Below are 19,222 nucleotides of genomic sequence, written 5' to 3' on the forward strand. Positions count from 1 at the left end.
ATCCGCCTCAACAGCGACCGCTACACCCGCGAGGCCGAGCTGCGTTCCGGGATGGTGCGCGTCAACGAGAATGTCGACGCCATCGCGCTCTATCACGGCGAAGCCGATGCCAAGAGACGGCTCGAAATCGACCTTGGCACGGTGCTGGGCGCGATGCGAAACATCTACAAAGCGCAGATCAACCTTTCCTGGGTGACCGATACCTATGGCTGGATCACCGTGGTGGCGCCGATCCTGGTTGCATCGCCGGTCTATTTTTCAGGCGACATCAGCTTTGGCGGGTTGATGATGGCGGTCGGCGCCTTCAACCAGGTGCACTCGTCGCTGCGCTGGTTCATCAACAATATCGGCGGCATCGCCGACTGGCGCGCCACGCTGATGCGCGTTGCCGACTTCCGCATTGCGCTCGATGAAACCGATGTGTTGCACGACAAGGAAAAGCGCATCGAATTCGGCGATAACGCCAATGGCAGCCTGACCTTCGAGAAGCTCCAAGTGGCCTCGCCGGAGGGCTGCACCAAACTTTCAGACAGCCATGTCGAGATCCATCCCGGTGAGCGCGTCATGATCACCGGCGACCCAGGCGCCGGCAAGACATTGTTCTTCCGCGCCATTGCCGGCCTTTGGCCCTGGGGCAGCGGGCGGATCGGCTTGCCGGCCGGAGAAACGCCGATTTTCGTGCCGCGTGTTCCGTATTTTCCTGCCGGCACGTTACGCGAAGTGCTGCATCCAAATGGCTCGGCGCCGGCTGGCGATGCTGATTTTGGGGCGGTGCTGGCCGAGGTCGGCCTCGAGCGGCTGTCATCCTCGCTCGACCGTTCCGCACGCTGGGAGCGTGAACTCAACGATGACGAACAGCGGTCGCTGGCCTTCGCCAGGCTGGCCTTGCGGCAGCCGAAATGGGTGATCATCGACGAAGCGATGGACGCGTTCGATGGTCCTTCGCTGCGAAGGGTACTGTCCATGCTGGAGAAACGCCTGCCGGAAACCGCGATCCTCAACATCGGGCGCGGACTGCACAATGGTCATTTCTTTCCACGCGCATTGAACATCGTGAAGGATACGGGTGCTGCGCCACTGAAACCCGCCCGAGTCAGGACCGGCGCCATCGACCCGCCGCCGAAAGCGGCCGTGCGGCGAAAGAAGTAGAAGGGGCTTTATTTCGCCGCGATCGCGGCGAAGATTCACGGGTCGAAACATCCGTGGTGCGGCCATGCTCGATGCGCTCAGCCTGCTTGCCTGCCTTGCCTGCACCACGCCCGTGGCTGCCCCGGCCGTTGCCGTGGATGTCGAACTGGTGCTGGCCGTCGACATCTCACAGTCGATGGACGAGAGGGAGTTCGCGCTGCAGCGCGCTGGCTATGTCGAGGCGCTCAGGCATCCCGATTTCATCAAGGCCGTGCGCTCGGGAACCACCGGGCGCATCGCGCTTGCCTATTTCGAATGGGCGGGCGTCGTGCGCGAGGATGGCGTCATCGCCTGGCAGGTGATCGACAGCGCAGAGAGCGCCAACGCCTTCGCCGACAGAATAGAAGCGCGGCCGTTCCGCAGCTTTCGCGGCACCTCGATTTCCGGTGCGCTTGCCTTCGGCGCCGGGCTGTTCGAGGGCACGGGGTTCGATGCGCCACGCAGCGTCATCGACATTTCCGGCGACGGTCCCAACAACACCGGGCTGCCCGTCGCCACGACACGCGATGCGGCGGTGGCCAAGGGCATCGTCATCAACGGCCTGCCGATCCTGATCAGCCCGTCGCCGACCTTCAGCCATCTCGACCAGTATTATGACGACTGCGTCACCGGTGGGCCCGGCTCCTTCGTGTTGCCGATCTATGTGGCCTCGGAATTCGCCACCGCCATACGCCGCAAGTTGATCCTGGAGGTGAGCGGCATCGCCGATGCGACCGTGGTCCCGATCGATGCCGCCGCACCCATGGACTGCCTGCAGGGCGAACGCGACCGGCGGCTATATTCCGACCCATATCTGCCGGAACTCGACAAATGAGGTTTGAGGCAGTTCGGAGGGGAAAGCCGCTGCTCGGCTTGTCGGCAAACTTCAGGCCGGCCGTGCACCGTATTTGTCGCGAAATTCGGCATAGAGATCGCGGCGCCAGCGCCGGCCGCCGACATAGCCACGCAACAGCTGCGGCAGCGAATAGCCAAGCGCCTTCGACGACCGGTTGGCCATATAGCCGGAGAACGCCTGCGAAACCCTGCCCTTGAGTGCATCGGCGATGAGCTGCCGGGCGATCATGTAAGGCGGAATGTAGGGGTAGCGGTCGGCGATATAGGGGTGCTTGTCGATCAAGCTCGCATAGGCTTCGACATAGCCGTCCCGGCGACCGGAGATCGAATTCTCCGAGTTGTACTTTTTCCAGTCGATCACTTCGGACAGCTGCGCGCCGCTGCGACGGGCAAAGCGCAGCAACAATTCGCGATCCTGCATGCGCGTGACGTCACTGTCGTAGCCGCCGATGGCCAGCAGCGACTCGCGCCGGGCGGTGATTGCCGACCCGGCAATGAAGATGGTCTGCGCGACAAGGGCCCGCTCCAGCGAGTCGCGGCTCAGCAGCGCCTCGCGGTTGACGCAGTTGGTGCGGCGATTGCCCTTCAGCGACACGAAGGAACTGATCAGCACTTCGAGCGAGGGATTGTTGTCGAACTGCTCCAGCGTCCGCGCCAGGCGATCCGGCAAATAGACGTCGTCGGAATCGAGGAATGTCACCACCGGCGCCTGCGCCCGCTCGATGCCGGCATTGCGGGCGGCATTGGCGCCGCGCCATTTCGAGCCAACATAGATCAGCCGTGGATCGCGGATTTCGGCAAGTGCGGCTGCCGTACCGTCGGTCGAGCCGTCATCGACGACAATGTGTTCGAACCGGGGAAAATTCTGCGCCAGCACGCTCTCCACGGCGCGCACCACCTTGCTGCGGCGATTGTGCGTCGGTGTGATCACCGAGATCAGCGGAGCGAGGTCGGTTGCCTTGGACATGTTGCTTCGATTGTGCCCCGAAATGCCTGGAGGCCGGAGGTTTTGATGGTCGCCGTCCAAGCCTTACCCCGGGATGGCATTCGCTTCGACGCTACAAAAAACCAGCGGCAATGTCATCACAAACTGTTGAGCCAGGACGCCGGTAAGCCGGCCGATTACCCCAGACGTAATCGACCGATGGCCATCATGTCTGCAGATTGCGCCAACGAAGCCGGTCGTCGGGCTTCGATCTCACAGGGAGTTCAGCCATGGCCGCCTACGCCGTCGCCCATATGCGTCAAGTCACAATGGGCCCGCAGATTGTCGAGTATCTGCAGAGGATCGACGCCACATTGGAGCCTTTCGGCGGCCGCTTCCTTGTCCACGGCGGCGACATGGAGGTGGTCGAAAACGAATGGCCCGGGCATCTGATCGTCATCGAGTTTCCGGACAGGGCGCATGCGTGGGGCTGGTACGATTCATCAGCCTATCGCGAGATTCTGGCCTTGCGCACCCACAACTCCCACGCCGATGTGATCATCGCCGATGGCGTTCAGCACCCGCACAAGGCGACGGACGTGCTGGAATAGGGGCAAACTACCGCTTCAGCAAGAACACCGCTTGCTGGCCGAAGAAATTCCAGAACCACCATGGCATCGACAGGCCGATCTTCTGGCCGTTGCCGTCGAGCGCGGTGGCTTTCTCGACCGAAGCGCCGAGTTCCTCGACCAGATTGACGAAGTCGCGGATGGTGCAGAAATGGATGTTGGGCGTGTCGTACCAGGAATAGGGCAGGTCCGCGGTCACCGGCATCCGGCCATTGACGAACAGCGACAGCCGCACCCGCCAGTGGCCGAAATTGGGGAAGGAGACGATGGCGCGGTTGCCGATTCGCAGCAGCTCGTCGAGCACCAGCTTCGGGTTGCGGGTCGCCTGCAGCGTCTGAGACAGGACGACGAAGTCAAAACCCTTGTCCGGATAGAATTCGAGGTCGGTATCGGCATCGCCCTGGATGACCGAGAGACCGCGCGCCACGCATTCATTGACGCCGCGCTGTGACAGCTCCAGCCCGCGGCCGTCGACCTGCTTGGTCTCCTGCAGGAGTTCGAGCAGCAGGCCGTCGCCGGAGCCGACATCGAGCACCCGCGACTGCGGCGGTATCAGGTTGGCCACGACTTCGAGGTCGACGCGCTGGCTGCCATTGACGCTCATGAGGCGAGCCCCCTTGCGCGGGCCGCCGAGCCGATGAAGCCCTTGATGGCGGCAAACAGTTCGGGTTCATCGAGCAGGAAGGCATCATGGCCGCGGTCGGTGTCGATCTCGACGAAGGAGACGGAGGCGCCGGCGGCGTTGAGCGCATGCACGATCGAGCGGCTCTCCTCGGTCGGGAACAGCCAGTCCGAGGTGAAGGACACCAGGCAGAAGCGGGTCTTGGTCCCGGCAAAGGCATCTGCCAACCGGCCGCCATGGTCGGCGGCGAGGTCGAAATAATCCATCGAACGGGTCATGTAGAGGTAGGAGTTGGCGTCGAAGCGGTCGACGAATGTCATGCCCTGGTGGCGCAGATAGCTTTCGATCTGGAAATCTGCGTCGAAACCGAAGGTCAGCGCTTCGCGGTCCTGCAGATTGCGGCCGAATTTCCGATGCAGGGCGGCTTCCGACAGATAGGTGATGTGGGCGGCCATGCGCGCCACGGCGAGCCCCTTTTCCGGGCGCTTGCCGTGCTCGAAATATTTGCCGCCATGCCAGTCCGGATCAGCCATGACAGCCTGGCGGCCGACCTCGTGGAAGGCGATGTTCTGCGAGGAATGGCGTGCGCCTGTGGCGATCGGCAGGGCCGAGAAGACGCGCTCGGAATAGCATGACGCCCATTCCAGCACCTGCATGCCGCCCATCGAGCCGCCGAGCACGCAAAACAGCTTTTCGATGCCGAAATGGTCGACCAGCATCAGTTGCGCCCGCACCATGTCGCGGATGGTGATGATTGGCAGGTCGAGGCCGTAGGGCTTGCCGGTGGCGGGATTGGTCGAGGCCGGACCGGTGGAGCCGAGGCAGCCGCCGATGACGTTGGAGCAAATGACGAAGAAGCGGTTGGTGTCGATGATCTTGCCGGGACCGATCAGCACTTCCCACCAGCCGGGCTTGCCGGTCACCGGATTGGTGCTGGCGACATGCTGGTCGCCGGTCAGCGCGTGGCAGACCAGGATGGCGTTGGTGCGGGCATCGTTGAGGGCGCCATATGTCTGGTAGGCGATCTGGAACGGCGACAAAAGCGTGCCGGCGTCAAGCTTCAGCGGCTTGTCAGGGCCAAAACGCAACACAGGGCTCGACGGGTTGTCGGCCTCGTTGTTGGTTTTTGTAGCGCGGAGCGCGGCCATGTGACTCTCCTTGCCCGCCGTCAGGCAATAAAAAACCGGCAATGCGATCGCAAAGCCGGTTACGTCACGCAAACGGCCCTTTAGCGAGTTGTTTAACGTGGCTGCAAGCCGACCGGCCAAATCACCACGGAACTGTTGCGTTCTTCTAGAACTCGTGCGGCCCGGCGTCAACGGCCAGCTATTGCCCGCCTCTCGACATTCGCGGCTACGGCTTGTATTTCCGCTGCGGCCTCCGGACGGAGGCATTCTCGATGGATTTGCGACATGGACAAGACAGCGGACAAGGCACGACCGACGCCCCGCGCGGGCATTATGGACATCGACGCCTATGTGCCGGGCAAGAGCACAGCACCGGCCGGCGTCGCCAAGGTCCATAAACTATCGTCGAACGAGAACCCGCTCGGCCCGTCGCCGAAGGCGATCGAGGCCGCGCGTGAAGTGGCTGCCAAGCTCGATGTCTATCCCGATGGCACCGCCCGCCGGCTGCGCGAGGCGATCGCCGAGGTGCATGGCCTCAACCCGGCAAACATCATCTGCTCCAACGGTTCTGACGAGATACTTGGCCTGCTGGCGCAGACCTATCTTGCGCCAGGCGATGAGGCGATTTTTACCGAACATGCCTTCATGGTCTACAAGATCTACATTCAGTCGGCGGGGGCCAAGCCGGTTGCTGTGAAGGAAACCGAGGAACGCGCCGACGTCGACGCGATCCTGGCCGCGGTGACGCCGCGGACCAAAATCATCTTCCTCGCCAATCCCAACAATCCGACCGGAACCTATCTGCCGTTCCAGGAGGTCCGCCGCCTGCATTCCGCGCTCCCGGGCAACGTGCTTCTGGTGCTGGACGCGGCCTATGCCGAATATGTCAGGCGCAATGACTACGAGGCCGGCATCGAGCTGGCGGGCAGCGCACAGAATGTGGTCATGACCCGCACCTTGTCCAAGCTCGGCCTTGGCGGCGCGCGCATCGGCTGGATGTATGGCCCACTGCACATCGTCGATGCCATCAACCGTGTCCGCGGCCCTTTCAACGTCAACGCAACAGCGATCGAGGCCGGCATTGCCGCCATCCGCGACCGCGCCCATGTCGAGCGCAGTTCGTTGCACAACGAGACCTGGCTTACCTGGTTGAATGAAGAACTGACGAAGCTTGGGCTGCGCGTGACGCCCAGCGTCGGCAATTTCGTCCTCATCCACTTTCCCGACGACAAGAAGCATTCGGCTGAGGCGGCGGACGACTACCTCACCCAGCGCGGCTATATATTGCGGCGCGTTACCGGCTATGGCTTTCCCAATGCGCTGCGCATGAGCGTCGGCACCGAAGAAGCCAATCGCGGCGTCATCGATGCCCTCACGACATTCCTGAAGAGCTGAAACAATGACATCACCGATGTTTGAAAAGATCGCGCTGGTCGGCATCGGCCTGATTGGCTCGTCGCTGGCCCGCATCATCCGCCGCGAGGGCCTGGCCCGCCATGTCGCCATCGCGACGCGCAGCCCGGCCACGCTGGCACGGGCGAAGGAGCTCGGTCTTGGCGAGAGCTACACCACCGACGCCAGGGAAGCGGTCCGCAATGCCGACCTGATCATCGTCTCGGTGCCAGTGGGATCGTCGGGCGAGGTGGCGCAAGAGATCGCGCCGGCGCTGAAAAAGGGCGCCATCCTCACCGATGTCGGTTCGACCAAGGCCTCGGTCATTGCGCAAATGCAGCCCTATGTACCGGACGGCGTGCACTTCATTCCGGGGCACCCGCTGGCGGGTACGGAGAAATCGGGCCCGGATGCGGGTTTCGCCGAGCTGTTCGAAAACCGCTGGTGCATCTTCACGCCGCTGCCGGGAACCGATCCGGCCGCGCTGGAAAAGCTGTCGGAATTCTGGCGGCGCTGCGGCTCCAACATCGACACGATGGACCCGCAGCATCATGACATGACGCTGGCCATCGTTTCGCATCTTCCGCACATCATTGCCTACAACATCGTCGGCACGGCCGACGATCTGGAATCGGTGACCAAGTCGGAAGTGATCAAATATTCGGCTTCCGGTTTCCGCGACTTCACCCGTCTGGCCGCCTCCGACCCGACCATGTGGCGCGACGTGTGCCTGCACAACAAGGATGCCATCCTGGAAATGCTGGCGCGCTTTTCGGAGGACCTCGCCTCGCTGCAGCGGGCGATCCGCTGGGGCGACGGCGACAAGCTGTTCGACCTGTTCACCCGCACCCGGGCCGTTCGCCGTTCGATCATCGAGGCCGGCCAGGATATCGACGTGCCGGATTTCGGCCGGCAGGCGGTCGAGCACCCGGTGAAAAGTTAAATCTGTTTCAGACGGGCCAGGTCGCCGCGACCATGGCCATTGCCTCGTCCCTGTTTGGCGCCCCCAGCCGGCCGCCGAAGCGCTGGCATTTGAGCGCGGCCGCCGCGCTGGCAAAGCGCAACGCCTGCTCGATCGGCATGGTTTCCGCCAACGCGACAGCAAAGGCGCCGTGGAAGACGTCGCCGGCGGCAAGCGTGTCAACCGCCTTGATCTTCGGCGCCGCGATGTGGCGCACGCATCCGGCGGACCGGTCATGCCACCAGCTTCCCGCGGCGCCGCCGGTCACCGCCACGAAGGCATCGGTGCGGCTGGCGAGGTCGGCACAGGCGGTTTCGGGGTCCAGCGCATGGCCGCAGACGATGCGTGCCGCCGTCTCCGAAGCGACGATGTGCGATGCCAGCGGCAGCAGGCGCTCCAGCACCTCAACCGGCGCCGTGTCGGCGTCGAGGATTGCCGGGCAACCGGCGTCGCGCGCGGCGGTCAAGGCAAGAGCGGCGGCGCCCGGCCAGCGCACATCGACCAGCACGGCATCGAAGCCGGAAAGATCGGCGACAGGCACCGCCTCGGGGTCGGCCTGCGCCTTTGGGTCGTAGAAGGGCACGATGATGCGCTCGCCATGAGCGTCGACCAGGATCGCGGCCAGCGCCGAGCGGGCGCCTTCGACGCGGCGGACAAAGCCGCAATCGACGCCCTCGGCCTCGATGCCGGCCAGCAATTGGTCGCCGACGGCATCGCCACCTGCACTTGCCCACAGGAACACCTCGGCGCCGAGACGGCGGGCGGCGCAGGCAGCACTTGTCGCCATGCCCGAGGCGATCTGGATGCCGTCCGAGGCGATGAACTTGCCCTGATGCGTGGGCAGGGTTTCGACGCGCAGGATGGTATCCAGCGTCAGCGCGCCAACGCTCAGCAGTTTCACCGGTCGGTTCATGCGTCGGCTTGCTCGAGCATGATCTCTCCCCAATAGCCGTTCCCGCTCTTTGCGATCATGCTCTATCTCTTTGTTTTAACGCAATTCCGGACGGAAAACCGCTCACACTTTTCCTGGAATTGCTCTAATCGAGCGGCTTGATCTTGCCCAGCGGAATGAAGCCGAGCGAGACCTTGCCCTTCACCACCTTGAGCGGCATCGACGGTTCGTTGCCGAGCAGCGCCAGACCGGCAAAGCCTTGCTCGATCTGGCTCTTCTGCTCGGGGATTGCGGTGGCGAGGATTGCCGCCACGGCTTTGGGATCCTGCAGCTTGATCGTCAGGTCGGCATTGACCTGGCCGTTGGCGTCGACCGACACCGGGCCGGAGACGGTGATGCGCGCGGCTCCCGACGACAGATCGAGCTTGTGGATGTCGACCGCCTGGCCGCGCAGGCTCCTGGCCTGCGTCTTCATCAGCGCGACGCCGTTCTTCAGCGTCGCGTCGCCGCTGCCGTCGAGCGGCGGCAGCACGCGCCCGCCGATCGCGTCGGCGTCGATCTCAAGATCGGTGAAGCTGCCGACGTAGCCGATGTCCTGGCCGTCGGGTCGCAACTCGCCCGCCGCGGTTCCGGCGCTGAACAGTGAAACCGGATCAGTGTCGTCGGCCGGATCCGTCTGGCCGGACAAGCTCTCCGCCTGCAGCGAAATGCTCCGGGGCAGGGGCCAGGAGAGCTTGGCATTGGCCTGCAGATTGTCCCAGTCGATCCATAGCGGCGCCATTCCCGGCACCGAGGTGCGCAGCGGCCCACGCAACTCGGCGGCAGGCGACAAAGGCCGGATGAGCTCTGCAACGAAGTTGAAGCTGCCTGCCGAGGCGGCAACGTTCCTGGCGTCGTCCTCGTAAGCCAGATTGTCACAGGAGATGGCAAAACTCAGGGGGTAGCCGCTGACGGTGAGGTTGGCGCAGCCGGCCTCGATGCCTTTGTCCTTGAGCGAGGCCACCGCCTTGTCGGCTTCGCTGCTGACGCGACCGGCGACATAGAACCAGACCGCGCTGTAGGCGCCGAACAGCATAACGACCAAGGCAGCGAGCCACATCAGCCGGTGGCGAAACTTCGACGGACGCTCGTCACTTGACGTCATGCTGCGGCTTTCATTAACGCGGGCGTGTTGCGGGTGGACTGTGGTTACGCAACAAGCAAAAAGACAGAAGAGCACCGATTCCGATGCGGCGGCGTCACCTTCGTGCAATCAGGCTTGGCGATATGGGCGATTTTTGGGTTTTTGGCTATGGCTCGCTGATCTGGCGGCCGGGATTTGCGCATGTGGAGACCCGCCGCGCGCGGCTTTACGGCTACCGCCGGTCGCTGTGCGTCTATTCCTTCGTGCATCGCGGCACGCGCCAGCGGCCGGGCCTGGTGCTAGGCCTCGACCGTGGCGGCTCCTGCATCGGGCTGGCCTTTCGCGTGCCCGGCGAGCTGCGCGATGAGGTGCTGACCTATCTGCGCGAGCGCGAATTGGTGACCAGCGTCTACCTCGAGCGTGTGCTCGATATCAGCCTCGACGGGAATGGGGCGGCCGCGGGAGAGAGAGTGAAAGCGGTCGCCTATATCGTCGACCGCCAGCATGAGCAGTATGCCGGCGGGCTCGACCCCGCGCATGCGGCAGGTGTTATCCGTGGCGCCGTCGGCCAGTCCGGAAACAACGAGGACTATGTGCTCAACACGCTGCAGCATCTCGCGGCGCTGGGTATCAGCGACCACTGGCTGGAAGAGGTGGCGAAGCGGATCGCCTCGTGAGCCAGTAGACCACGGCGAGCCTGCAGGCGAAGCTCTCGCGCCTTTGTGAAGCGCTGGCCCGCTGGAAAAATTGGCTGAGGCCTTTGACCTCGGCGCGGCGAGACCTAGCTTAGCTGCGGCCCGAAGCATTCGGGTCGCCCGCCGCCAGCCCCACGGAGCCCCGTCTTGCAAAAACGCCGTCTCGGTCAAACCGACCTTTCCATCGCGCCGCTGGTCCTGGGCGGCAATGTCTTCGGCTGGACCGCGGACGAGAAGACCTCCTTCGACCTGCTCGACCGGTTCGGCGACGCCGGCCTCAACGCTATCGATACCGCCGATGCCTATTCGCGCTGGGTGCCCGGCCACGCGGGCGGCGAGTCCGAGACCATCATCGGCAAATGGATGAAAAGCCGCGGCAACCGTGACAAGATCATCGTCATCACCAAAGTCGGCTCGGATATGGGACAAGGCAAGAAGGATCTGTCCGCTGCCCATATCGAAAGGGCAGTCGAGGCGTCGCTCAAGCGACTGCAGACCGATGTGATCGACCTTTATCTCTCGCATTGGCCGGACCCGACAACCCCTTATGAGGAGACGCTCGGCGCCTACCAGAAGCTGCTCGCTGCCGGCAAGGTCCGCCATATCGGCGCCTCGAATCTTGACGCCGGCCAGCTGCGCGCCGCGCTCGATGTTGCCAGCCTGCGCGGGCTGCCGCGCTACAGCGTGCTGCAGCCGGAATACAATCTCTACGACCGCTCATCCTTCGACGGGCCGCTGCATGATCTGTGCGTGGCCGAGGATATCGGCGTCATCACCTATTTCAGTCTCGCCAAGGGGTTTTTGAGCGGCAAATACCGTAGCGAGGCCGATCTCGGCAAAAGTGAACGCGGCGGCGGCGTGAAGGCTTATCTCAATGCGCGCGGCATGCGCATTCTGGCCGCACTCGACACTGTGGCGGCGCGCCATTCGGCCAAGCAGGCGGAAGTAGCACTCGCCTGGGTGATGGCGCAGCCCGGCATCACCGCGCCGATCGCCAGCGCCACGACGCTGGATCAGGTCGACAGCCTGGTGCGCGCCGCATCGCTGAAGCTCAGCGCGGAGGATCTCGTGGCGCTGGACAAGGCCAGCGCCTAGCCGCGCAGGTTCGGCACGATCGTTCAAGACGACGGCTGTCCGCCTTGCCACACTGTTCTCCATTATTGTGGAGAAGAGGCAGCATGGCCGCAGACATTCTTTCGCAGGCGCAGCCCTGGCAGCAATTGCTGGCGCTGGTGCTGGCGGCAACCGTCGTCATGGGCAGTCCTGGCCCGGCGACGATCAGCGTCACGGCGATAGGGGCCGCCTTCGGCCTGCGCAATTCGCTTCACTACACATCGGGGATGATTTTAGGCACGGTCGCGGTGCTGCTGGTAGTGGCCACCGGCATCAAGGCTATCCTCACCTCGATGCCGGGCGTAGCGCCAGTGCTGGCGGTCGCTTCCGCCGCCTATATTCTCTACCTCGCCTACAGAATAGCGACAGCGCCGCCGCTGGCCGCGCGTGACAGCAGCGCGGTTCTGCCGACCTTCCTCGGCGGCTTACTGCTCGCCGTTGCCAACCCGAAAGCCTATGTGGCGATTGCTGCGGTCCTTGCTGGCTCCGCGACCGCAGCCGGCGCCGATGCTCTCGGCATCCCGGCCAGGCTGGCGGTTCTCACCCTGATGATCGTAGCCATCCATGTGCTGTGGCTGCTGGCCGGCGCGGCCTTCGCCCGCACCCTGCGCCAGCCGCTGGCGTCGCGGATCATCAATCTGGCCTTCGCGGCGACGCTGGTGCTGACCACGGCGCTGGCGGCGTGGCCTTGAGCCGGCCCGCAGAAGAGATCAAGCTTTGGTCTTTTTTGTTTTGGCGCAATTCAGGACGGAAAAAACCGCTCACACTTTTCCTGGAATTGCTTTGGCGGCCGCGGCGAGTTCGGCCAGCCGCTTGACCGCCGTCGGCGGCATTTGCGGCGGGTTAGGAGCCTGCGATGCCTCGATCAGCAGCTGGTCGCAGGCGGCTTCCGTATCGCCGATCAGCCGGTCCATGAATTCGTCCTTGCCGAGCCCGGGCGGAATCGGCGGCAGGAAGCGGGCCTTGATGGTGCCGGGAAAGCGCAAGAATTTGCGGCGAGGCCAATAGAGGCCGGCGACATGGGCGACCGGTACCACCGGGACGCCAAGCTGCGTATAGAGCTCGACAATGCCGTATTTGTAAGCCGGCTCGTCGCCTGGCGCTCGGCGCGTGCCTTCGGGGTAGATAATCAGCTGGCGCGGATTGCGCCCCATCTCCTGCTTTGTCGATGCAACGACCTGCTTCAACGCCTTGGAGCGGCTGCCGCGGTGAACCGGGATCATCCGCATCTTCAGGATGTACCAGCCGAAGAAGGGGATCCAGGTCAGCTCGCGCTTCAGGATATAAAGCGGATCGTGGAGGAAGGGAAAGAAAGCGATCGCGTCCCAAAACGACTGGTGTTTCGGCGCCAGGATGAAAGAGCCCTCCGGCAGGTTCTCGACGCCGGTGATGTCGCTCCTGGTGCCGGCGATCTTGTCGTAGAGCCACAGGCTGGTGCGCGACCAGAATTTCGGCACGAACCAGGCGCGATGGCGTGGCGAGAGGAAGTAGTAAGGGGTCCAGAGGACCATCTGGACGATCAGATTGACATAGAAGACGAAGTTGAACGCCAGCGAGCGGATATAGAGCATGCGGGGAAGGGCCCGTTGAGGAGGTGTGCGTTGGTTACACCAAGCGCGGGCAAAAAGGAAACGCCGCAATGGCCTGACATAGGCCGGCTCGCCACTGACTCAAGCCAGTCTCAACTCACCACGTCGCCTGCAATAACCGCTGCTTCAGCCGCGGAGCGGCGAAATCGAGGAACGCCCTTAGTTTCACCGCCAGCAGGCCTTGGCCGGCATGGACGAGGCTCACCGGCCACGGCTGCGGCTCGAAGGGTCGCAAGACCGGGACGAGCACGCCGGAACGTACTGCGTCCGCGATCTGGTAGGAGAGCACCCGCGTCATCCCGGCGCCTGCAATCGCGGCATCGATTGCAGCTTCCGCCGTGTTGACGCGCAGCCGTGAGTGGATCGGCACGATCAGTTCGCCCTTGTCGCCGGCAAAGCTCCAGCTGGCGAGCGCTGCAGGCCCTTCGAAACTGATGCATTCATGCGCGGCCAGATCGTCCGGCGTCCGCGGCATGCCATGCGCGGCGATATAGGCGGGGCTGGCGCACACGACGCGACGGATCGCGCCGACGCGGATGGCAATGAGGCTCGAAGGCGCAAGCTCGCCGATGCGGATGGCAAGGTCGAGATGTTCCTCCGCCAGTTGGGTTATCCGGTCAGCCAGCGCCAGGCGAATGTTGACTTGAGGATAAGCCGCCAGGAATTCGGTGACGACAGGCAGCACGTGTAGGCGACCAAAGACGACCGGCGCGGTGATGAACAGGTCGCCGGTCGGCGTGCTGTATTCGCCGGCAGCGGTGCGTTCGGCTTCGCCGACCTCGCCGAGGATGCGGCGGCAGGCGGCGAGATAGGCCTGGCCGGCATCGGTCAGCGTGAGCTGCCGGGTCGAACGGTTCAGCAGGCGCGCCTGAAGGTGCTTTTCGAGGTCGGAAACCTTGCGGCTGACCGTTGCCAGTGGAATGCCGAAATGGCGGCCGGCAGCGGAAAGGCTGCCCGCTTCCACCGCGGCGACGAACAGCGACATGGCTTCGAGACGATCCATACTTTCTTCCGGAAATTGGAAGGATAGCTTGCAACTATGCCATCTACATCCAAAACATGGAAGGATCTACCTCTTCGCGTACAATGGCCGTGTTTCGGCCTCGCGGAGGCTTCCATGAATGCTCATACTTTCACCAGCGATGTCGCCTTCACGCCGACGGTCAAGGCGATCCAGACCCGCAAAGGTTCGCGCAAGGGCTATGCCAGCGCCGAGGAGCGCGGCGGATGGCGCGCCCATATGACGCCCGACCTCGCCGACTTCATCGCGGCGCAGACCAGCGTCTTCCTGTCGACGGCAAATGGCGAGGGTCAGCCCTACATCCAGCATCGCGGCGGGCCAGCCGGCTTCCTCAAGGTGCTGGACGAGAAGACCATCGGCTTTGCCGATTTCTCCGGGAACAGGCAGTTCATCACGCAGGGGAATCTCGCCGACAACAACCAGGCATTCCTGTTCCTGATCGACTATGCGCATCGCCAGCGCGTCAAGATCTGGGGCACGGCGCGCGTCGTCGAGGACGATGCCGAGCTTCTGGCAAGGCTGATGCCGCAGGACTACAAGGCGCGCCCCGAGCAGGTCATCTTGTTCACCGTCTCGGCCTGGGATGCCAATTGCCCGCAACACATTCCGCAGCGATTCGAGGCCGCCGATGTCGCGGCCGCACTCGCCGAACGCGACAAGCGGATTGAAAGCCTCGAACAGGAGATTGCGCGGCTGCGTGGCGCGGAAGACGGCACGGCCAAGGGGTAATCGAGCGCCGTCAGAGTCGTCTGNCGGCGCGCTTTCCCGGGAAAACCGCTACACACTTTTCCTGGAATTGCTTTAGTCCTTGGCGGTCGAAACCTCGGCCAGTGCGACGCTGTCGGCAGTCTGGCGGACCGGGACGACGCCGCGCGCAAGCGCCAGCAGGTATTTGCTGTATTCGGTCAGAAGCACGCGTAGCGCTTCCGGCTTGGTCAGCCAGTCGCCATTGTCCAGATTGGTGTTGACCACCGGATAGGGTTCAAGCCTGGCGCCATGCAGCAGGCGGCCCATCTCGAGCAGGCTGCGCGGCATGTGGTAATTGTTGGTGACGAGGATGACGCTGCCATAGGCGTGGCTCTCCACCCATTTAGCGCTTTCCTCGGCATTGCCGATCGTGTCGAGCGCGGCGCGGTCGATGTCGACACAGCAGGAAAACAGCGCCTTGTCGCCGCCGGTAGCAGCCTGCAATTGGCGGCGGCTGGCAGAGGGATGCACGCCTGAGATCAGCAGCCGCTCGCCCTTGCCGGAGGCAAGCAGATCGAGTGCTGCGTCGAGGCGGGCCTGACCGCCGGTCAAGACGATGATCGCATCGGCCTTGGCCGGGTTGGTCGGGGTCGTCATGTGGCTGACCTTGCTGGCGAACCAGCCGAAGCCACCGGCAAACAGGGCCACCAGCAGCAGTAGACAGAGGGAGGCGAGACGCAGGGCGGTGCGCAAACGGCCCAGCCCGGTACGCACACGCAAACGCACCACTGGCATCTGTCCAGCCGTTCCGGTCGACTCCCGCGCGTTCATCATCCTATGGTTAATCCTGAAATGCCTTTTTGGTAAGGAAAAAAGCGCACATTGCGTTACGTCGGTTTTCGATCCGTGATCGTCCCTTCCATTCCTGTCCTTGCCCCCGAACTGTTTTCGCTTCTGCCCTCACGGGTCACCCCGCATCCGGCTGGCGGACATCGATGTCGCTGAGATAGGCGACGACGGTGGCGTGCGAGGTCGCCGCCGTCAGTCCGCCGATCACCAGCACCATCAGGCCGACGCCGAGATAGCCTGCCGATCCGATGGCGAAATTGCCGAACAAAGCGGTGGCCTGGTCGGCCTGCGGCGTTGCCATGTTGCGCGACGACCACCAGGAAAAGACGATGAAAACCAGGATCGCGGCTGCGCCGCCGGCGGCTGCGCCCTTCATCCCGGTGACCAGGAAATGCCAGCGGAATTCGCGCGCGATGAAGCGCGCCTCGGCGCCGACGAAATGCAGCACTTCGATGATATGGCCGTTACCCGCCATGGCGCCGCGCGTCGCAAACACTACGGTCAGCACCGTCGCCGACAGCATCAGGACCAGCACGGCGATGCCGATGGTGACCGTGGTGCGGGCCATGGCGACCAGCCGGTCGACCCATGTACGGTGATCGTCGAGCGAAGCACTCGGCAGCTTGGGCGTGAGCGCCGCACGGATGGCGCTGAAGTCGGGCGGGCTGGTCTCGTCGATGGTGACGATGATCAGGCGCGGCACCGGCAATTCGTCGATATTCAGGCCCGAGCCCAGCCATGGCTCCAAAAGGCGCGCGGTGGCGTCGCGATCGATGATCCGGGTTTCCTTCACGCCGGGGAATTCGCCGACGATCTGCGAGGCCTGGGCAAGGGCTGCCTCCATGTCGAGGCCGTCGACCGGCTTGATCTGAATCGTCGCCTCGCGCGAGATCTGGTTTTCCCAGACCGAGGCAGTGTCGCGCACCAGCGTGACGGCGCCGAAAGTCAGGCAGGACAGGAAGGTCATGATGGCGATGACCAGCACCAAGGCGCGGCCGGCAATATTCTGCGCCGGCACGATCGGCGCCATGCGGCGCTGGACGCGCTGCGTCGTCGTTGCGGGCTCGGCGGCGTCTTCATGCAGCTGTTCGGCCGATAGCTCAGTCATAAATATCCAGCCTTCCGCCGGCCAGGATCATGCGGCGCGCGTCGACCTGTTCCATCAGGCCGAGATCGTGAGTGGCGATCACCACCGCGGTGCCGAGCCGGTTGAGCTCAATGAACAGCCTGAGCAACCGGCGCGCCAGCGGCGGGTCGACATTGCCGGTCGGCTCGTCGGCAAGCAGGATTTCGGGCTGTTCGATCAAGGCCCGAGCGATTGCCGCGCGCTGCTTTTCGCCGCCCGAAAGGACCGGCGGCAGCACATGCATGCGCTCGCCCAGGCCGACCCATTTCAAAAGTTCGGTGACGTCGGTGCGGTAGCTCGCTTCCTCGCGGCCGCGCACGCGCAGCGGCAGAGCGACATTCTCATAGGTGGTCATGTGGTCGAGCAGGCGGAAATCCTGGAACACCACGCCGATGCGGCGCCTGAGATGCGGCAGTTCAGCGCGCGAGATGCGCGAGCGGTCCTTGCCGAAGATGGTGATCAGCCCGCGTGTCGGCTTCAGCGACATGAAGAGAAGGCGCAGCAGCGTCGTCTTGCCGGCGCCGGAGGGCCCGCTCAGGAACTGGAAGGAGCTCTCCGGAATGTGCAGGGAGATGTCGCGGAGGATTTCCGGACCCATGCCATAGCGGAGGCCGACATTTTCGAAGCGGATCACGTGCGACGACCTGAGGGCGGCGGCGTGCCAGCCCTTTCTGTCCAACGACCATCGGCCGCCATGGTTAACCGTCGGTTAATTTTCGCTGTTCTTGAGTGCGTCACAAGGGTTCCGGTGGGAAGCGTTAACCATTTCCATTTACGCAAAAGAAACGAAGAGGCAACAGCGGGGCCATGATGGCTGAGCAACGAACCGCGCGCCCGGTTTCCGGCGAAATCATGACCGGGACAAGTGTCGCACCGGAATCGCGTCCTGTGGCGACCGACATCGTCGATGCCGATTATGAGGTGCTGCCGCAGCCGATCCCAAGGGTAGAAGCCATGCCGACGCCGGCGCGCGACATCGCGACGCCGTCGATCGAAGGCATGGAGATGCTGCGCAAATCAGATGCGTCAGCCGGGCGGCCGGCATCGCGTGGCGGGCCGATCTTCTGGATTGCCGGCATCGGTGCGGCCCTTGCCGCCTTCTGGGTCTCGGGTGGCCACGCGCTGGTGCGCCAGACGCCGTTCTGGACAGTCGAACAGCCGGCGGGCGCCGTACTCAGCATTGCCGGCGTCACCTCGCGTGTCGACGCCTCGGGACCCGCCCCGGTGCTGTTCGTGGATGGCGAGGCCGTCAATGACGGTTTGAAGGCGGGACAATTGCCGCCGCTGGAGATACGTGTCACCGGCAATGACAGCCGCATCACCCGCTATACTCTGGGGACATCCAACCGTTCTCTGGCGCCCGGCGAAAGATTCGGCTTTTCCAGCCGCCTCGATGTGCCTAGAAACGGCGTCAAGGCCGTGGCGGTCACCTTCGCCGGCTAGTCGGTTTCTCTGGAAAGGTTGTTGATGCCAGTTGTGCGCGGCAAGGACATCGAGGTCCTCTTTTCGGCGTCCGCGATCGCGCGGCGCAATCTCGAACTCGCCAAGGAGATCGCCGAGCACGACTATCACGACCTGCTGGTGATTTCGGTGCTGAAGGGCTCGTTCATCTTCGCCGCCGATTTGATCCGCGCCATGCACGATGTCGGGCTGTCGCCCGAGGTCGAGTTCATCTTCATTTCCAGCTATGGCGCCGGCACCACCAGCGGCGAGGTGAGGGTGCTGCGCGACATCGACAATGAGGTCGCCGGCCGCGACGTGCTGCTGATCGACGATATCCTGGAATCGGGCAAGACGCTCTCCTTCACCCGCAACCTGATGCTGTCGCGTGGCGCCAAAAGCTGCGCCATCGCGGTGCTGTTGGACAAGCGCATGCGCCGCCAGACCGAGCTGAACGCCGACTATGTCGGCTTCGACTGTCCCGATTACTTCGTCGTCGGCTACGGCATGGACGTCGCTCACGCTTTTCGCGAACTGCCGTTTGTCGGTGTCGTCAAAGGCGATGCCTGAGAAAAGGCCCCCGACGCTTCAAATTTTCAGAAAAAGTCAACTTTTGCCCGCCAAATTCCGGCCCATGGCAAAGCTTCTGATCGTCGAGGACGATGAGTCCGTCCGCACCCTCGCCGCCCGCGCGCTCGAACGCGCCGGGCACTCGATCGATATCGCCGCCGACGGCGCGCAGGGGCTGGCGATGGTCAGTGCTGCAGGCGGCGGTTACGACCTCGTCGTCTCCGATATCCGCATGCCGGAAATGGATGGCATCGAGATGGCGATCGCCGCAGCCAGGCTTTTCCCTGACATGAAGATCCTGCTGATGACCGGCTATGCCGACCAGCGCGAGCGCGCCGAGGAATTGAACGGCATCATTATCGACGTCGTGCAAAAGCCTTTCACGCTGGCCGAAATCCGCTCGCGGGTCGACCAGGCGCTCGCCTGCTTCGCCTGACAC

At 63.7% G+C, this 19,222-nt stretch carries 22 protein-coding genes and 1 riboswitch; of the genes, 12 read left to right on the plus strand and 10 right to left on the minus strand.

The window, feature by feature from the left end; all coding sequences use genetic code 11:
* Window positions 1-1,149 (plus strand): ABC transporter ATP-binding protein/permease (locus X726_RS139905; RefSeq protein ID WP_023673295.1); only part of this gene is annotated, 1,149 nt, incomplete at its 5' end.
* 64 nt (window positions 1,150-1,213) lie between these two features.
* Window positions 1,214-2,002 carry a DUF1194 domain-containing protein gene (locus tag X726_RS139900; protein WP_023673296.1) on the plus strand — a complete coding sequence of 263 codons (789 nt, stop codon included), beginning with the start codon at window positions 1,214-1,216 and terminating at the stop codon, window positions 2,000-2,002.
* A 51-nt stretch (window positions 2,003-2,053) separates the two neighbouring features.
* Here the strand turns inward: X726_RS139900 and X726_RS139895 are convergent, their stop codons facing one another.
* Complete coding sequence (locus tag X726_RS139895; protein WP_023673297.1) at window positions 2,054-2,989, minus strand: glycosyltransferase family 2 protein; 936 nt, start codon at window positions 2,987-2,989, stop codon at window positions 2,054-2,056.
* Between the two features lie 248 nt (window positions 2,990-3,237).
* Between X726_RS139895 and X726_RS139890 the strand changes: the two genes are divergently transcribed.
* A complete protein-coding gene (locus X726_RS139890) occupies window positions 3,238-3,558 on the plus strand; it encodes a DUF1330 domain-containing protein (protein ID WP_023673298.1) in 321 nt (106 codons plus the stop codon).
* A gap of 7 nt (window positions 3,559-3,565) precedes the next feature.
* Here X726_RS139890 and metW read toward each other — a convergent pair whose 3' ends face one another.
* Window positions 3,566-4,180, minus strand: a complete 615-nt coding sequence (gene metW, locus X726_RS139885; protein ID WP_023673299.1) for a methionine biosynthesis protein MetW — start codon at window positions 4,178-4,180, stop codon at window positions 3,566-3,568.
* Window positions 4,177-5,346, minus strand: a complete 1,170-nt coding sequence (locus X726_RS139880; RefSeq protein ID WP_023685352.1) for a homoserine O-acetyltransferase — start codon at window positions 5,344-5,346, stop codon at window positions 4,177-4,179. The genes metW and X726_RS139880 overlap by 4 nt, the downstream gene beginning before the upstream one ends.
* Window positions 5,347-5,406: 60 nt before the next feature.
* Window positions 5,407-5,484: riboswitch (SAM riboswitch) on the minus strand.
* A gap of 126 nt (window positions 5,485-5,610) precedes the next feature.
* On the opposite strand from X726_RS139880, the gene hisC reads away from it, so the two are divergent.
* Both hisC and X726_RS139870 read left to right on the plus strand, forming a co-directional pair.
* The gene (gene hisC / locus X726_RS139875) at window positions 5,611-6,720 is read left to right on the plus strand and encodes a histidinol-phosphate transaminase (RefSeq protein ID WP_023673301.1); all 1,110 of its coding nucleotides are present in this window, start codon (window positions 5,611-5,613) and stop codon (window positions 6,718-6,720) included.
* Between the two features lie 4 nt (window positions 6,721-6,724).
* Window positions 6,725-7,660, plus strand: coding sequence for a prephenate/arogenate dehydrogenase family protein (locus X726_RS139870; RefSeq protein ID WP_031215519.1), 936 nt, complete (start codon window positions 6,725-6,727; stop codon window positions 7,658-7,660).
* A gap of 7 nt (window positions 7,661-7,667) precedes the next feature.
* On the opposite strand, the gene X726_RS139865 is transcribed toward X726_RS139870, so the two are convergent.
* Together X726_RS139865 and X726_RS139860 are read right to left on the minus strand one after the other, a co-directional pair.
* Entirely contained in the window at window positions 7,668-8,591 is a 924-nt protein-coding gene (locus tag X726_RS139865) for a sugar kinase (protein ID WP_023673303.1), read from the minus strand.
* A 124-nt stretch (window positions 8,592-8,715) separates the two neighbouring features.
* The gene (locus X726_RS139860) at window positions 8,716-9,714 is read right to left on the minus strand and encodes a DUF2125 domain-containing protein (RefSeq protein ID WP_031215520.1); all 999 of its coding nucleotides are present in this window, start codon (window positions 9,712-9,714) and stop codon (window positions 8,716-8,718) included.
* Window positions 9,715-9,836: 122 nt separating this feature from the next.
* On the opposite strand from X726_RS139860, the gene X726_RS139855 reads away from it, so the two are divergent.
* From X726_RS139855 to X726_RS139845, 3 genes are all read left to right on the plus strand, one after another.
* A complete protein-coding gene (locus X726_RS139855) occupies window positions 9,837-10,370 on the plus strand; it encodes a gamma-glutamylcyclotransferase (protein ID WP_023673305.1) in 534 nt (177 codons plus the stop codon).
* A 165-nt stretch (window positions 10,371-10,535) separates the two neighbouring features.
* Window positions 10,536-11,483 (plus strand): aldo/keto reductase, encoded by a 948-nt coding sequence (locus tag X726_RS139850; protein ID WP_023673306.1) that lies wholly within the window; start codon window positions 10,536-10,538, stop codon window positions 11,481-11,483.
* A gap of 83 nt (window positions 11,484-11,566) precedes the next feature.
* Window positions 11,567-12,193 carry a LysE family translocator gene (locus X726_RS139845; RefSeq protein ID WP_023673307.1) on the plus strand — a complete coding sequence of 209 codons (627 nt, stop codon included), beginning with the start codon at window positions 11,567-11,569 and terminating at the stop codon, window positions 12,191-12,193.
* Window positions 12,194-12,262: 69 nt separating this feature from the next.
* On the opposite strand, the gene X726_RS139840 is transcribed toward X726_RS139845, so the two are convergent.
* Together X726_RS139840 and X726_RS139835 are read right to left on the minus strand one after the other, a co-directional pair.
* Window positions 12,263-13,072, minus strand: coding sequence for a 1-acyl-sn-glycerol-3-phosphate acyltransferase (locus X726_RS139840; protein ID WP_023673308.1), 810 nt, complete (start codon window positions 13,070-13,072; stop codon window positions 12,263-12,265).
* Between the two features lie 115 nt (window positions 13,073-13,187).
* Entirely contained in the window at window positions 13,188-14,093 is a 906-nt protein-coding gene (locus tag X726_RS139835; RefSeq protein ID WP_023673309.1) for a LysR family transcriptional regulator, read from the minus strand.
* A 114-nt stretch (window positions 14,094-14,207) separates the two neighbouring features.
* Between X726_RS139835 and X726_RS139830 the strand changes: the two genes are divergently transcribed.
* Window positions 14,208-14,840, plus strand: coding sequence for a pyridoxamine 5'-phosphate oxidase family protein (locus tag X726_RS139830; protein ID WP_023673310.1), 633 nt, complete (start codon window positions 14,208-14,210; stop codon window positions 14,838-14,840).
* Window positions 14,841-14,912: 72 nt separating this feature from the next.
* Here X726_RS139830 and X726_RS139825 read toward each other — a convergent pair whose 3' ends face one another.
* The 3 genes from X726_RS139825 to ftsE form a co-directional block, all read right to left on the minus strand.
* Window positions 14,913-15,632, minus strand: a complete 720-nt coding sequence (locus X726_RS139825; RefSeq protein WP_023673311.1) for a YdcF family protein — start codon at window positions 15,630-15,632, stop codon at window positions 14,913-14,915.
* A gap of 133 nt (window positions 15,633-15,765) precedes the next feature.
* The gene (locus X726_RS139820; RefSeq protein ID WP_023673312.1) at window positions 15,766-16,755 is read right to left on the minus strand and encodes an ABC transporter permease; all 990 of its coding nucleotides are present in this window, start codon (window positions 16,753-16,755) and stop codon (window positions 15,766-15,768) included.
* Window positions 16,748-17,407 (minus strand): cell division ATP-binding protein FtsE, encoded by a 660-nt coding sequence (gene ftsE, locus X726_RS139815; protein ID WP_023685344.1) that lies wholly within the window; start codon window positions 17,405-17,407, stop codon window positions 16,748-16,750. The genes X726_RS139820 and ftsE overlap by 8 nt, the downstream gene beginning before the upstream one ends.
* 173 nt (window positions 17,408-17,580) lie before the next feature.
* On the opposite strand from ftsE, the gene X726_RS139810 reads away from it, so the two are divergent.
* The 3 genes from X726_RS139810 (at window position 17,581) to X726_RS139800 (ending at window position 19,219) form a co-directional block, all read left to right on the plus strand.
* The gene (locus tag X726_RS139810) at window positions 17,581-18,216 is read left to right on the plus strand and encodes a hypothetical protein (RefSeq protein WP_023673314.1); all 636 of its coding nucleotides are present in this window, start codon (window positions 17,581-17,583) and stop codon (window positions 18,214-18,216) included.
* Window positions 18,217-18,240: 24 nt separating this feature from the next.
* Entirely contained in the window at window positions 18,241-18,783 is a 543-nt protein-coding gene (gene hpt, locus X726_RS139805; RefSeq protein WP_023673315.1) for a hypoxanthine phosphoribosyltransferase, read from the plus strand.
* 64 nt (window positions 18,784-18,847) lie between these two features.
* Complete coding sequence (locus tag X726_RS139800; protein WP_023673316.1) at window positions 18,848-19,219, plus strand: response regulator; 372 nt, start codon at window positions 18,848-18,850, stop codon at window positions 19,217-19,219.
* The last annotated feature ends 3 nt before the right edge of the window (window positions 19,220-19,222 follow it).

This window comes from Mesorhizobium sp. LSJC285A00 (genome assembly GCF_000503155.1).
Lineage (GTDB): Bacteria > Pseudomonadota > Alphaproteobacteria > Rhizobiales > Rhizobiaceae > Mesorhizobium.

Bases quoted from the DNA above. Each gene is read 5' to 3' on its own strand.
- X726_RS139900 (WP_023673296.1), top strand. From the start codon at position 1,214: ATGCTCGATGCGCTCAGCCTGCTTGCCTGCCTTGCCTGCACCACGCCC.
- X726_RS139895 (WP_023673297.1), bottom strand. From the start codon at position 2,989: ATGTCCAAGGCAACCGACCTCGCTCCGCTGATCTCGGTGATCACACCG.
- X726_RS139890 (WP_023673298.1), top strand. From the start codon at position 3,238: ATGGCCGCCTACGCCGTCGCCCATATGCGTCAAGTCACAATGGGCCCG.
- metW (WP_023673299.1), bottom strand. From the start codon at position 4,180: ATGAGCGTCAATGGCAGCCAGCGCGTCGACCTCGAAGTCGTGGCCAAC.
- X726_RS139880 (WP_023685352.1), bottom strand. From the start codon at position 5,346: ATGGCCGCGCTCCGCGCTACAAAAACCAACAACGAGGCCGACAACCCG.
- hisC (WP_023673301.1), top strand. From the start codon at position 5,611: ATGGACAAGACAGCGGACAAGGCACGACCGACGCCCCGCGCGGGCATT.
- X726_RS139870 (WP_031215519.1), top strand. From the start codon at position 6,725: ATGACATCACCGATGTTTGAAAAGATCGCGCTGGTCGGCATCGGCCTG.
- X726_RS139865 (WP_023673303.1), bottom strand. From the start codon at position 8,591: ATGAACCGACCGGTGAAACTGCTGAGCGTTGGCGCGCTGACGCTGGAT.
- X726_RS139860 (WP_031215520.1), bottom strand. From the start codon at position 9,714: ATGACGTCAAGTGACGAGCGTCCGTCGAAGTTTCGCCACCGGCTGATG.
- X726_RS139855 (WP_023673305.1), top strand. From the start codon at position 9,837: ATGGGCGATTTTTGGGTTTTTGGCTATGGCTCGCTGATCTGGCGGCCG.
- X726_RS139845 (WP_023673307.1), top strand. From the start codon at position 11,567: ATGGCCGCAGACATTCTTTCGCAGGCGCAGCCCTGGCAGCAATTGCTG.
- X726_RS139840 (WP_023673308.1), bottom strand. From the start codon at position 13,072: ATGCTCTATATCCGCTCGCTGGCGTTCAACTTCGTCTTCTATGTCAAT.
- X726_RS139835 (WP_023673309.1), bottom strand. From the start codon at position 14,093: ATGGATCGTCTCGAAGCCATGTCGCTGTTCGTCGCCGCGGTGGAAGCG.
- X726_RS139830 (WP_023673310.1), top strand. From the start codon at position 14,208: ATGAATGCTCATACTTTCACCAGCGATGTCGCCTTCACGCCGACGGTC.
- X726_RS139825 (WP_023673311.1), bottom strand. From the start codon at position 15,632: ATGATGAACGCGCGGGAGTCGACCGGAACGGCTGGACAGATGCCAGTG.
- X726_RS139820 (WP_023673312.1), bottom strand. From the start codon at position 16,755: ATGACTGAGCTATCGGCCGAACAGCTGCATGAAGACGCCGCCGAGCCC.
- X726_RS139810 (WP_023673314.1), top strand. From the start codon at position 17,581: ATGATGGCTGAGCAACGAACCGCGCGCCCGGTTTCCGGCGAAATCATG.
- hpt (WP_023673315.1), top strand. From the start codon at position 18,241: ATGCCAGTTGTGCGCGGCAAGGACATCGAGGTCCTCTTTTCGGCGTCC.
- X726_RS139800 (WP_023673316.1), top strand. From the start codon at position 18,848: ATGGCAAAGCTTCTGATCGTCGAGGACGATGAGTCCGTCCGCACCCTC.